Origin of the sequence: Mycobacterium sp. 1245852.3 (assembly GCF_001669335.1) — a bacterium.
Taxonomy (GTDB): domain Bacteria; phylum Actinomycetota; class Actinomycetes; order Mycobacteriales; family Mycobacteriaceae; genus Mycobacterium; species Mycobacterium europaeum_A.
Genome location: NZ_LZLL01000281.1, coordinates 1 through 12,210, shown reverse-complemented (window position 1 = coordinate 12,210; position 12,210 = coordinate 1). Strand labels below are relative to the sequence as shown.

Here is a 12,210-nt window from a genome sequence, read left to right as displayed (position 1 = left end):
GGCGCCCCCGGTAAAAAGTTGCGGATGGGGATGACGGCGAACAACATGGCGGCGAACCACGTGACGAACGGCGGCACGAATTTCCTTCTGCCCAAGGCGATTTGGATGACCACGGCGAAGGCCAACGCGGGCAGCGCGAAGAGAACCAGGCAGATCCCGAGGTCGAAGATCAGCGGGCCCTTGGCCCGGTGCAGGGTGATGACGACGTTGTCGGCGCGATCCGAGTCCTGGCTGGCCTCGCCGACGCGCTGAACGCTGACGTCCCAGCCGTCCAGGCCTCCGGTGACCTCCACCCGCGCGGGAATGTAGCGGCGCGCATCACCCTGGCCGACAAGCACATCGGCGGATAGGGCGTCGGTGCGGTAGGAATCGAACGGCCAATTGTTCGGGTCGCCGTGTGCCTCGATGGTGGTCGCGACCTGCGCCGGTGACTTGCCGGCCGGGTACTGCAGATCGCCGAGGTCGTTCGGGGGATCCATGCGCACCGCGGTGTCGGTCTTGAGCACCTCCAGGCGTTTGTCGAACATCGACTCCTCGGGGATCACAAGCACCTTCACCGTCAGCCGGTTTGCGGCGGTGTCCAGCTTCTCCAGGCGCACCAGCACGACGGTGTCATTGGTGGCGTTGAGGTCCGGCGGCTTGAGCGGGCCACCCGATTTCGCGAGCAGGTGCACCCCGAACAGCGACAGGACATACACGGCGAGGAAGCCCGCGACGGCGGCCACGGCGATGACCCTGCGCCGCTTGCGCCGGTCGGGCTCGGCCGGTGACGCGGGTGCCGCGGGTGGTTGCTCCGCTGGCGCCGGAGGCGGTGGCGAGGGTGGCGCTTGATGGGACATCGGTCACACCTCCGTGGGAACTCGAACACTCGTGGACGGATGCTAGCGAACTCGCCACCGGCGCGGGCGAACTTTAAAAATTCGTCATGTTTAGGTAATTTTCGCCGGGTCCGCTGCACCGCGCGCCGGTTCAGCGAAACGAACTTGTGGGCTCGGCGGCCACCGCGACCCGCGCCGCGCAAACCTTCGATCGCAGCCGGTGCGCGCACCAGTTCATCCGGAGTTTGTTTGCCTGTTCAACCGGTGGCGGTAGATGTCGACTGTGCAGCGCAAGCGTTGGGCACCGGTGACCGGCGTTCTGGTGGCCGCCCTGGTGGTCTCGGCATGCAGCAACTCCCCCGCGAGCCTGCCGTATACCGCCGGCGCCAAGGTGGACTGCGGCGGCAAGCAGACCCTGGCGGCCAGCGGCTCGACCGCGCAGGCCAACGCGATGACCCGGTTCGTCGACGCCTATCGCCAGGCCTGCTCCGGGCAGACCCTGAACTACACCGCCAACGGGTCAGGCAACGGGATCGCCGACTTCCTGGCTGGCAGAACGGATTTCGCCGGATCGGACACACCGCTGTCGGGTGAGCAGTACGCCACCGCCAGACAGCGGTGCGGCGGCGCCGACGCCTGGAACCTGCCGGTGGTGTTCGGCCCGCTGGCCATTACCTACAACCTCGCCGCCGTCGACTCGCTGGTGCTCGACGCGCCCACGCTGGCCAAGATCTTCAACGGCACGATCACCCGCTGGGACGACCCGGCCCTGACGTTGCTCAACGCCTCCATGCCGGCCGAGGACATTCACGTCATCTACCGCAGCGACGGTTCGGGCACCACCGACAACTTTCAGGCCTACCTGCAGTCCGCGTCCGGCGGGGCGTGGAACAAGGGCGCGGGCAAGGCCTTCAATGGCGGCGTCGGCACGGGCGCCGTCGGCAACACCGGCATCGCGGCCGCCGTGAAGAACACCGAGGGTGCGATCGGCTACACCGAACTGTCGTATGCGCTCCAGCAGGGACTGTTCGCGGCCGAGATCAAGACGCCGGCCAGCCGCAGATCGTTGCGTCCCGTCCGGATCGGCACCGACACCGTCGGCAAAACCATCAGGGGCGCCAGGATCACCGGCGCCGGCAACGATCTGGTGCTCGACCTGTCGTCGTTCTACAACCCCGCCCAGCCGGACGTCTACCCGATCGTGCTGGCGACCTACGAGATCGTCTGCTCCAAGTACCCCACCTTCGATGTGGCCAAGGCGGTCAAGGCTTTTCTACAGGCGGCCATCGGCCCCGGCCAGATCGAACTGGCCAAAAGCGGCTACATCCCGTTGTCGCCCGAGTTCCAGGCGCGGGTGTCGGCCGCGGTCGACGCGATCAGTTCGGTGGACGCACCAAAATCCGAATGAGCACAACTACGTCCGGGTAGGCGCTTTTCGATCGCGTTGTCGCCACCAGCCGATCAGGAACAGCGTCAGCGCGGTGACGAGCCCGATCAACACCCACAGCACGATGGCCTGATCCACCCACGAACCGTACGGCGGGCTGCCCGGCAGGATGTTGCGCAGCGGGACGATCGCGAAAAGCATTGCGCCGTACCACGTGGTGAGCGGCGGCAGGAACGACGTGCGGCCCAGCGCCACGGGAATGGCGACCCATAGCGCCAGCACGGGCAGCGAGATCAGGACCAGGCAGATGCCGACATCGAAGATCAGCTGCCCCTTGGCCCGGTGCAGCGTGATCACCACGTCGTCCTTGAGGTCCGGGTTGTTGTCTTCGGCGTCGTGGACGCGGGTGACGGTGGCATCCCAGCCGTCCAGCCCCCCGGTCGCCTCGACGCGCGCGGCCGTCTTCTCCTTGCCGGCGCCGGACCCGGTGAACACGTCGGCCGAGATGACGCCGGTCCGGTACGAGTCGAACGGCCAGTTCGCCGGATCGCCGTGCGCCTCGATGGTGGTTGTCACCTGTGCGGGTGCCTTGCCGACCGGGTACTGCAGATCACCCAGGTCGTTGTCGGGATACAACCGGACCGCCGCATCGGTCGTGAGCACCCCGAAGTTCTTGTCGTACAACGTGTCTTTGGGGTAGACGAGCACATTGACCGTCAGCCGGTTCGCGACGGTATCCAGCTTCTCCAGCCGCACCTGCACGACGCTGTCCTCGGCCTCGACCTTGCTCAGGTCTACCGCGGGTAGCGGGGGCGCCGATTTGGCCAGCAGGTGCACGGCGATCAGCGACAGCACGTAGATGACGACGAGGGAGGCGACGATCCCGAACGCGATCGCGATCTGCCGCCCTCGCGCGCCGGCCGGTGCCGGCGGCGCGGGTGGTCCGGCGGGCATCGGGGTACTCATCAGTCCCTCGAAAAGGCAAGCGCGATCTCGGTTTCCACGTCCACATAGGGTCGGCCGGACAGGTCGACGGTCACCTGGGTGATGATGCCTCCGGTGAAGGTGAACGGCGCCTTATAGCGACTGGAGACGCCCGACCCGCCGTTGCGCCCGACCGTGATACCCGCGCCCGCCAGCCCGAAGGTGCCGGGGTGGGTGCTCACCCCGGTCAGCGTGCCGACGACCTTGTCGTCGATGAACAAGCTGACGTCACCGAGCGGCGTGTGACTGTTTTCGACCGTCCCGGTGCGTGAATAGCTGGCGCCGAACAGATGTCGGCCCAGCGGCACGGCGTCGGACGACGACACCTCCTGCTGGCGCTCGCCGAGGAAGTTGTACACGTAGTGCAGCCGGCCGTCCTGGATGAACAGCACATGCCCGCCGTGCGCGCCGCCCTGCTTGAACAGCACACCCTCGGCGCCAGTGGTGTCGACGGTCACCTCGGCGAGCACCGAGAAGGACCGGCCGCGGATTTCGGCGGCGGCACCGATGCTGACGTCGGCGCAGTCCGGATAGTAGATGTAGGTGTTCCGGTCGCTGACCAGATATGGCCGCGACCGGCCCAGCGTCTCGAGGATGTTCAGGTCCGACAGCGGCAGTCCGTTGTATTTGGCCGCCTCCGAGAACCACAGCGCCTTGAGTTCTTCGAGTTTGTCCGGGTTTTCGGCGGCCAGGTCGTGGCACTGGCTGCGGTCGGCCTCGATGTGGAACAGTTCCCAGCGGTCGGCGTCGAAATGCGACCAGCCGGCCGGTGTCGCCGCATGGACGGTGTTGGCGAACCAGCCCTGGTGCCAGATCCCGCGGGTGCCCAGCATGGTGTAGAACTGGGTGCTCTTGCCGGTGTCGGCGCCCGGATCGGCAAGGGCCGCCTTGAAACTCACGCCGTCCAGGGGCTTCTGGGGGATGCCCTTGAGGGTCTGCGGTGGCGCCATGCCCAGCAGGTCGTAGACGGTCGGGGTGATGTCGCAGACGTTGACGTAGGTGTCGCGAACCTGCCCGTGTGCGGCAATTCCGTTGGGCCACGAGATGATTGCCGTATCCGCGATGCCACCCTCATGGGAGGCGTACCGCTTGTAGAGCTTGTAGGGCGTGTTGAAGGCCATCGCCCAGCCGATCGGGTAATGGTTGTAGGTTTCGGGGCCGCCGAGGTGGTCGAATAACTTCATGCTCTCTTCGACGGTGTCGATGTAGCCGTTGAAGAACTTGCCCTCGTTGACCGAGCCGTTCGGGCCACCCTCGCCGCTGGCGCCGTTGTCGGAGATGACCACGATGATGGTGTTGTCCAGCTGGCCCGATTCCTCGAGATAGTCCAGGATGCGGCCGATCTGGGCGTCGGTGTAGCTCAAGAACCCGGCGAACACCTCGGCCATCCGCGCGAACAACCTTTTCTCTTCGTCGTTGAGTGAATCCCAGGGTCGCACGGTGTCCTGCAGCGGCCACGGCTCACCGCTCGGTCCCTTCACGTCCAGGTACGGGTTGACCGGTGACAGCTCGGTGTCGGGCGGCACGATTCCGAGCGCCTTCTGCCGCTCCAGCACGATCTCGCGGTAGCGCTCGTAGCCCATGTCGAAGCGACCGGCGTAGCGGTCGGCCCATTCTTTGAATACGTGATGCGGCGCGTGCCCGGCGCCGGGGCACACGTAGGAGAACCAAGGCTTATCGGGCGCAATAACTTTGGCGTCGCGGATGAACTCGATGGTCTTGTCGGCCAGGTCCTTGGAGAGGTGGTAGCCGTCCTCCGGGGTGCCCGGCGGGCTCACCGGGTGGTTGTCGTACACCAGGTCGGGATACCACTGGTCGGTTTCACCGCCCAGGAATCCGTAGAACCGTTCGAAGCCACGCGAGGTCGGCCAGTGCCGCTTGGTCGACGCGAGATTCGATTCCTCGAGCGGGGTCAGGTGCCACTTGCCCACGGCGTAGGTGTTGTAGCCGTGCTCGGCGAGCGCCTCGGAGAGCAGGCCGGTGTCAAACGGTATGCGGCCGTTGGCATTGGGGAAGCCCTCGGTGAACTCCTCGATGGTGGCCATGCCGACCGTCGTGGCGTTGCGTCCGGTGAGCAGCGACGCCCGGGTCGGCGAGCACAGCGCGGTGGTATGGAATTGCGAGAGCCGGACGCCACGCTCGGCGATGCGCGACATGGCCGGCATCTCCACCAGACCGCCGAAGCAGTCCCAGGTGGCGATGCCCGTGTCGTCCCACACCAGGTACAGGACGTTGGGTGCGTCGGGGGGCGCGGTCGGCGCGGCGTAGGGTCCCCAGTCCGGTTCTGAGTCCCGGATGTCGAGCTCGATCTTCCCGTTGAACTGCCCCGACCCAGTCGCCATCGCCGCAGACTACACCCGCGACGGGGCGTTCGCTGCCGCTAGCTAAAAGGGCTTACTTAGCCTTTTCCAGAATTTCGACGAGGCGCCAGCGCTTGGTCGCCGAGGTCGGGCGGGTCTCCATCAGCGATACGCGGTCGCCGATTCCCGCCGTGCTGTTCTCGTCGTGCGCCTTGACCTTCGTGGTGGTCCGGATGATCTTGCCGTACAGCGGGTGACGCACGCGGTCCTCGAGCTCGACCACGATGGTCTTCTGCATCTTGTCACTCACCACGTAGCCGATGCGCACCTTGCGCCGTCCCCGCACCTTCGGGTTGGCCGGAGTGTGCTTGGGGCCTTTGGGATTACCGTCCTTCGACGCGGCCTCGGTTGCGGCGGCCTTCTTGGGCGCGGCCTTCTTGGCTTCTGCCATCACGATTCCTTACCATCCGGCCCGGAAGCCAGGCCCAGTTCTCGTTCGCGCAGCACCGTGTAGACGCGCGCGATCTCCTGACGCACCGTGCGGAGCCGGCGGTTGTTGGTGAGCTGTCCGGTCGCCATCTGGAAACGCAGATTGAACAGCTCTTCCTTGGATTCGCGCAACCGCTCGGTGAGCTCCTCTTCGGTGAGCTCACGCAGTTCGCCAGGCGAAATTCCCACTGCCATCAGAACTGATCCTCTCGAGTCACGATGCGGGCCTTGATCGGCAACTTGTGGATCGCGCGGGTCAGCGCCGCCCGGGCGGTCTGCTCGTTGGGGTAGCTGAGTTCGAACAGCACCCGGCCCGGCTTGACGTTGACGACCCACCACTCCGGCGAACCCTTACCCGAACCCATGCGGGTCTCGGCGGGCTTCTTGGTCAGCGGCCGGTCGGGGAACACGTTGATCCACACCTTGCCGCCACGCTTGATGTGCCGGTTGATGGCGATACGAGCGGACTCGATCTGGCGGTTGGTGACGTAGGCGTGCTCCAAGGCCTGGATGCCGTAGTCACCGAAGTTCACCGCCGTGCCGCCACTGGCGATGCCGCGCTGGCGGGGGTGGTGCTGCTTGCGGTGTTTAACCCTGCGGGGAATCAACATGATTCAGCTCTCCGTGCTCTGTGGTTCTGCAGCGGGTGCGGACTGGGCCGGCGCGGCGCCAGCGCCCTCTTCGGCGCTTGCGGCCGCGCGGCCGGCCTCGGTGCTGGTGGCCGTGGTGCCCGACGCGCCACTGCGACGCGGACGGGTGCCCGACGGACGCTCACGGCGCGAACGCTCGGCACCGGCCGGAGCGGCGGCGGCCAATTCGCGCTTCCCGCCGACGATGTCGCCCTTGTAGATCCACACCTTGACGCCGATCCGGCCGAAGGTGGTCTTGGCTTCGTACAGGCCGTAGTCGATGTCGGCGCGCAGCGTGTGCAGCGGCACCCGGCCCTCGCGGTAGAACTCCGAGCGGCTCATCTCGGCGCCGCCGAGGCGGCCGGAGCACTGCACCCGAATGCCCTTGACGTTGGGCTGACGCATCGCCGACTGGATGGCCTTACGCATCGCCCGGCGGAACGCCACGCGGTTGCTCAGCTGCTCGGCGACGCCCTGGGCCACCAGTTGCGCCTGCGACTCCGGGTTGCGGACCTCGAGGATGTTGAGCTGAACCTGCTTGCCGGTCAGCTTCTCCAGGTCGGCACGGATCCGGTCGGCCTCGGTGCCGCGGCGGCCGATGACGATGCCGGGACGTGCGGTGTGGATGTCCACCCGGACTCGGTCACGGGTGCGCTCGATCTCCACGTCGGCGATCCCGGCCCGCTCCAGGCCGGTCGAGAGCAGCCGCCGGATGGCGACGTCTTCCTTGACGTAGTCCGCGTACTGCTTGTCGGCGTACCAGCGTGACTTCCAGTCGGTGGTGATGCCCAGCCGGAAACCGTGCGGATTGATCTTCTGGCCCACTAGTCTGAGCCTCCCTTCGCGTCAGAGGTCTCAGACGTCTTGGCTTCGGCCTTCGCCGCCTTCTTCGCGGGCGCTTTGGTGGCGGCCTTCTTGGCGGGCGCCTTGTTGGCCGGCGCTTTCTTGGCCGGGGCCTTCGCGGCGGCCTTGCTGGCCTCGGCGCGACGGGCCCGGGACGACTTCGCCGATCCCTGGTCCTTGCCCGGCCGGCTTTCCACCACGACGGTGATGTGGCTGGTGCGCTTGCGGATCCGGAACGCGCGGCCCTGGGCGCGCGGACGGATGCGCTTGGCGGTGGGGCCCTCGTCGGCGTAGACGGTGGCGACCACCAGGGTCGCCGGGTCCAGCCCGTTGTTGTTCTGCGCGTTGGCCGCGGCACTGGCGATCACCTTGGCCACCGGCTCGCTGGCGGCCTGCGGCGCCCAGCGCAGGATGTCCAGCGCGTCGGCCACCGAGCGGCCGCGCACCAGGTCGATCACCCGGCGCGCCTTTCTCGGCGACACCCGCACGAACCGTGCTTTGGCCACCGCCGATGGGAATTCCGTTGTGGTCATCGCCGTTTGGCCTTCCGGTCGTCCTTGATGTGTCCCTTGAAGGTGCGGGTGGGCGCGAATTCACCGAGCTTGTGGCCGACCATCGCCTCGGTGACGAACACCGGGACGTGCTTGCGTCCGTCGTGGACGGCGAAGGTGTGGCCGATGAAGTCAGGAATGATCGTCGAACGTCGCGACCATGTCTTGATCACCTGTTTGGTGTTCTTCTCGTTCTGCGTGTCCACCTTCTTGAGCAGGTGGCCGTCGACGAACGGGCCCTTCTTCAGGCTGCGTGGCATGTGCTGATACTCCTAGTCCTGGGACTTCCTCAGCGCCCGTGCTTCTTGCCGGTGCGCCGGCGTCGGACAATGAGCTTGTTGCTGGCCTTGTTCGGGTGCCGGGTGCGGCCCTCGGGCTTGCCCCACGGGCTCACCGGGTGACGACCACCGGAGGTCTTGCCCTCACCACCACCGTGCGGGTGGTCCACCGGGTTCATCACCACACCACGGACGGAGGGGCGCTTGCCCTTCCACCGCATCCGGCCGGCCTTGCCCCAGTTGATGTTCGCCTGTTCGGCGTTGCCGACCTCGCCGACGGTGGCGCGGCAGCGCACGTCGACGCGGCGGATCTCACCGCTGGGCATCCGCAGCGACGCGTAGGTGCCCTCTTTACCGAGCAACTGGATGCTCGACCCGGCCGAGCGCGCCAGCTTGGCGCCGCCGCCCGGCCGCAGCTCCACGGCGTGGATGACGGTACCGGCCGGGATGTTGCGCAGCGGCAGGTTGTTGCCCGGCTTGATGTCGGCGTTCGGGCCGCACTCCACCACATCGCCCTGCGAAAGTCCCTGCGGCGCAATGATGTAGCGCTTCTCGCCGTCCAGGAAGTGCAGCAGCGCGATGTTGGCCGTGCGGTTGGGGTCGTACTCGATGTGCGCGACCTTGGCGTTCACGCCGTCCTTGTCGTTGCGGCGGAAGTCGATCACCCGGTAGGCGCGCTTGTGGCCGCCACCCTTGTGGCGGGTGGTGATGCGGCCGTGCGCGTTCCGGCCACCGTGGCCGTGCAGCGGGCGCACCAGCGACTTCTCCGGGGTGGAACGGGTGACCTCGGAGAAATCGGACACGCTCGAGCCGCGGCGGCCCGGGCTCGTCGGCTTGTACTTACGAATTGCCATGTCTAATCAGGTCTTCCTCTCGCGGCGGCTACGCCGGTGCCCCGAACAGATCGATCGGCTTGCTACCCGGCGCCAGCGTGACGATGGCCCGCTTGGTGCTCTTGCGCTTGCCGAATCCGGTCCTGGTGCGCTTGCGCTTACCTTGCCGGTTCGCGGTGTTCACCGATGCGACCTTGACGGAGAAGATCTTCTCGATAGCGATCTTGATCTGCGTCTTGTTCGAATCGGGGTGCACCACAAACGTGTACACGTTGTCGTCGAGCAACGAGTAGGACTTCTCCGAGATGACGGGGCCCAGAATGATGTCGCGGGGGTCAGTGATGGTCGCCATCTACGCCGTTACCTCCACATCTTTATCGGCGGCGCCGCCGGTGGCCCCAGCGATGTAGGCGCCCAGCGCCTCAACGCTGAACACCACGTCGTCGGAGCGCAGCACGTCGTAGGTGTTGAGCTGGTCGGGAGTCAGCAGGTGCACACCGGGCAGGTTGCGCACGCTCTTGGCGCCGGTCTCGTCGCTGCGGCCGATCACGACCAGCACCTGCTTGCGGTCGGTCAGCGTGCCCAGGAACGCCCGGGCGTTCTTGGTCGACGGCGTCTGCCCCGACACCAGCTCGGTGATCGCGTGGATGCGGCCGTTGCGAGCCCGGTCGGACAGGGCACCGCGCAACGCCGCGGCGATCATCTTCTTGGGCGTGCGCTGGCTGTAGTCGCGGGGCTTGGGCCCGTGCACGACGCCACCACCGGTGAACTGCGGGGCGCGGGTCGAACCCTGACGGGCCCGGCCGGTTCCCTTCTGCCGGTACGGCTTACGGCCACCGCCGCTGACATCGCCGCGCGTCTTGGTCGAGTGCGTGCCCTGACGCGCCGCCGCCCGCTGCGCGGTGACGACCTGGTGCATCAGCGCGATATTGGCCGGCGCATCGAACAACTCGGCCGGCAACTCGATCGAGCCCTCGACCTTGCCGCCCGGCGTCTTGACGTCAATCTTCACCGCTGCCATTACTTCTCACCTCGCTTGACCGCGCTGCGGACCACGACGAGTCCACCGGTGCGGCCGGGGACCGCGCCCTTGATCAGCAGCACGCCGTTCTCGGTATCGACCTTGTGCACCAACAGGTTCTGGACGGTCACCCGGTCGCTACCCATCCGGCCCGCCATCCGGGTGCCCTTGAAGACCCGGGCGGGGGTGGCGCAGCCGCCGATGGAACCGGGCCGCCGGTGCACCGCCTGGGCACCGTGGCTGGCGCCCTGGCCACGGAAGCCGTGGCGCTTCATGGTGCCGGCGAAGCCCTTGCCCTTGGAGGTGCCCGTGACATCGACGTAGGCGCCGTCGGCGAAGATCTCCGCCGTCAGCTCCTGGCCGACCTCGTATTCGGCGGCCGCCTCGGGGTTCTCCAGCCGCAACTCGGCCAGAAACCGGCGCGGGTTGACGCCCGCGGCGGCGTACTGACCGGTCACCGGCTTGTTGACCTTGCGGGGACTGATCTCGCCGTAGGCCAGCTGCACGGCGCTGTAGCCGTCGCGCTCGGGGGTACGGATCCGGGTCACCACGTTCGGGCCGGCCTTGACGACCGTCACCGGCACGACCCGGTTGTTCTCGTCGAACACCTGCGTCATGCCCAGCTTGGTACCCAGGATGCCTTTTCTTGCCATGAGTCGCCGATCTCCTACTGGATGTTGACGTCGACACTGGCCGGAAGGTCGATGCGCATCAGCGCGTCGACGGTCTTCGGCGTCGGGTCGAGGATGTCGATGAGCCGCTTGTGCGTGCGCATCTCGAAGTGCTCCCGCGAGTCCTTGTACTTGTGCGGTGAGCGGATGACGCAATACACGTTCTTCTCAGTCGGCAGCGGCACCGGACCTACAACGCTGGCACCCGTGCGGACGACGGTCTCGACGATCTTGCGCGCCGACGCGTCAATAGCCTCATGGTCGTAGGCCTTAAGCCTGATGCGGATCTTCTGTCCCGCCACGCTTCTCCTACCCTCACTCCTGTTGGGGCCCGCTATCCGGGCTCACATAGTCCTCAGTGCCTCCCAGCGCGCCAGTCGACGGCCCAATCTTGGGCCGATCGAGCGTTGCGCCGGATATTGCGCCGCTGTTTACCTGTCGTGGTCCACCGGCCCCCGCGGTCGGGCGTGTCACCCTCACGCAGCCTCAGCACGACAATTTCAGGATCGAAATTCGTCGCTCTCAAAGGATGGGACCGGACGCGTCCGTTTGGACGCTGGTCGTATGCCCGACCAGGCGCAAACCCGGCTCAAGGCAACCTGAACAGTATGCCTGAAGATCGTGGCCGATCAAAATTCGGCCCGGATCTGCGTCCGAATCCGCCGCACCCGCCTCGCGGACGGTAGCACCGGAGGATAACCGCGCTGGTCAGAAGCGCCTAGCTGGCGGGGCGCCGGCCCTCAGGCACCCGCCGATTCGACAGTCGCCGCGCCGGACCTGGCGCACTGGACGTGCAGGAAGCCGTCGACGGCCTCCAGCGCGCATTGCCGGTAGTCGAAATCGGGCAGGGTGGACAGCCTGCCCAGCACAAGGGGCCCGATGAGCAGGGCGATCGCCCGCGACCGGTCCACCTCCCCCAGCTCGGCGGCCTCCGGGCTGTCGAAGATGGCGTCGAAGGGCTCCGCGTACTGCTGGGCGATGCGCTCGCGCAGGGTGGTGATGGCCGCGCTGTCGGCGTTGTGGCTGCGCCGCGGCTCGGGCATGCCTTCCAGGTCGCGGCCCAGCGCCAGCCAGGACATGGCGGTCATCACGGTCGGGGCCAGGGCCACGGCCTCGGCCTGGGCCAGCACCACCGCGACCAGCCGGTCGCGCAGCGAGCCCTCGGCCGGCGGGGTGGGCGACGCCGGTATCAGGCTGTTGAAAGCCGCTGCCAGTAAGTCGTTTCCGCTCGGGAAGTGGCGATACAGGGTTGCCCGGGCGACGTTGGCGGTGCGGGTGACCGCGTCGACCGTCACCGCACTGGGACCCCCCGCGCGCAGCAGCGTGACGGCGGCTTCCAGCAGCCTGGCCCGCGACCGTGCCGGGCGCGGGTCGGACGTCTCGGTGGTAATTGCGCCCACCTCCCG

At 67.1% G+C, this 12,210-nt stretch carries 16 protein-coding genes; 1 reads left to right on the top strand and 15 read right to left on the bottom strand.

Going from position 1 to position 12,210, the window contains the following annotated elements:
• On the bottom strand, window positions 1-839 hold an 839-nt coding region (locus A9W96_RS12325), incomplete at its 3' end, for a DUF4436 domain-containing protein (protein ID WP_067140054.1).
• Window positions 840-1,092: 253 nt separating this feature from the next.
• Between A9W96_RS12325 and pstS the strand changes: the two genes are divergently transcribed.
• Complete coding sequence (gene pstS, locus A9W96_RS12320; RefSeq protein ID WP_369806990.1) at window positions 1,093-2,226, top strand: phosphate ABC transporter substrate-binding protein PstS; 1,134 nt, start codon at window positions 1,093-1,095, stop codon at window positions 2,224-2,226.
• 6 nt (window positions 2,227-2,232) lie between these two features.
• On the opposite strand, the gene A9W96_RS12315 is transcribed toward pstS, so the two are convergent.
• From A9W96_RS12315 to A9W96_RS12250, 14 genes are all read right to left on the bottom strand, one after another.
• Window positions 2,233-3,159, bottom strand: a complete 927-nt coding sequence (locus tag A9W96_RS12315) for a DUF4436 domain-containing protein (protein ID WP_066869376.1) — start codon at window positions 3,157-3,159, stop codon at window positions 2,233-2,235.
• Between the two features lie 11 nt (window positions 3,160-3,170).
• The gene (locus A9W96_RS12310; protein WP_067140051.1) at window positions 3,171-5,531 is read right to left on the bottom strand and encodes an arylsulfatase; all 2,361 of its coding nucleotides are present in this window, start codon (window positions 5,529-5,531) and stop codon (window positions 3,171-3,173) included.
• Window positions 5,532-5,583: 52 nt separating this feature from the next.
• A complete protein-coding gene (gene rpsQ / locus A9W96_RS12305; RefSeq protein ID WP_066869370.1) occupies window positions 5,584-5,940 on the bottom strand; it encodes a 30S ribosomal protein S17 in 357 nt (118 codons plus the stop codon).
• Window positions 5,940-6,173, bottom strand: a complete 234-nt coding sequence (gene rpmC, locus A9W96_RS12300) for a 50S ribosomal protein L29 (RefSeq protein WP_055401869.1) — start codon at window positions 6,171-6,173, stop codon at window positions 5,940-5,942. Before rpmC ends, rpsQ begins: the two co-directional genes overlap by 1 nt.
• The gene (gene rplP / locus A9W96_RS12295) at window positions 6,173-6,589 is read right to left on the bottom strand and encodes a 50S ribosomal protein L16 (RefSeq protein WP_007773582.1); all 417 of its coding nucleotides are present in this window, start codon (window positions 6,587-6,589) and stop codon (window positions 6,173-6,175) included. Before rplP ends, rpmC begins: the two co-directional genes overlap by 1 nt.
• Before the next feature lie 3 nt (window positions 6,590-6,592).
• Window positions 6,593-7,432 (bottom strand): 30S ribosomal protein S3, encoded by an 840-nt coding sequence (rpsC, locus tag A9W96_RS12290; protein ID WP_066869367.1) that lies wholly within the window; start codon window positions 7,430-7,432, stop codon window positions 6,593-6,595.
• Complete coding sequence (gene rplV / locus A9W96_RS12285) at window positions 7,432-7,983, bottom strand: 50S ribosomal protein L22 (RefSeq protein ID WP_066869364.1); 552 nt, start codon at window positions 7,981-7,983, stop codon at window positions 7,432-7,434. Before rplV ends, rpsC begins: the two co-directional genes overlap by 1 nt.
• Complete coding sequence (gene rpsS / locus A9W96_RS12280; protein WP_007773585.1) at window positions 7,980-8,261, bottom strand: 30S ribosomal protein S19; 282 nt, start codon at window positions 8,259-8,261, stop codon at window positions 7,980-7,982. Before rpsS ends, rplV begins: the two co-directional genes overlap by 4 nt.
• 29 nt (window positions 8,262-8,290) lie before the next feature.
• The gene (gene rplB, locus A9W96_RS12275) at window positions 8,291-9,133 is read right to left on the bottom strand and encodes a 50S ribosomal protein L2 (protein WP_007773586.1); all 843 of its coding nucleotides are present in this window, start codon (window positions 9,131-9,133) and stop codon (window positions 8,291-8,293) included.
• A gap of 28 nt (window positions 9,134-9,161) precedes the next feature.
• A complete protein-coding gene (rplW, locus tag A9W96_RS12270) occupies window positions 9,162-9,464 on the bottom strand; it encodes a 50S ribosomal protein L23 (RefSeq protein WP_007773589.1) in 303 nt (100 codons plus the stop codon).
• Window positions 9,465-10,133 (bottom strand): 50S ribosomal protein L4, encoded by a 669-nt coding sequence (gene rplD / locus A9W96_RS12265; protein WP_066869360.1) that lies wholly within the window; start codon window positions 10,131-10,133, stop codon window positions 9,465-9,467.
• Window positions 10,133-10,786: a 50S ribosomal protein L3 gene (rplC, locus tag A9W96_RS12260; RefSeq protein WP_066869357.1), complete on the bottom strand. Its 654-nt coding sequence runs from the start codon at window positions 10,784-10,786 to the stop codon at window positions 10,133-10,135. The genes rplD and rplC overlap by 1 nt, the downstream gene beginning before the upstream one ends.
• A 14-nt stretch (window positions 10,787-10,800) precedes the next feature.
• Window positions 10,801-11,106 (bottom strand): 30S ribosomal protein S10, encoded by a 306-nt coding sequence (gene rpsJ, locus A9W96_RS12255; protein WP_003873519.1) that lies wholly within the window; start codon window positions 11,104-11,106, stop codon window positions 10,801-10,803.
• 438 nt (window positions 11,107-11,544) lie between these two features.
• Window positions 11,545-12,144, bottom strand: coding sequence for a TetR/AcrR family transcriptional regulator (locus A9W96_RS12250; protein ID WP_197497926.1), 600 nt, complete (start codon window positions 12,142-12,144; stop codon window positions 11,545-11,547).
• Between the last annotated feature and the right edge of the window lie 66 nt (window positions 12,145-12,210).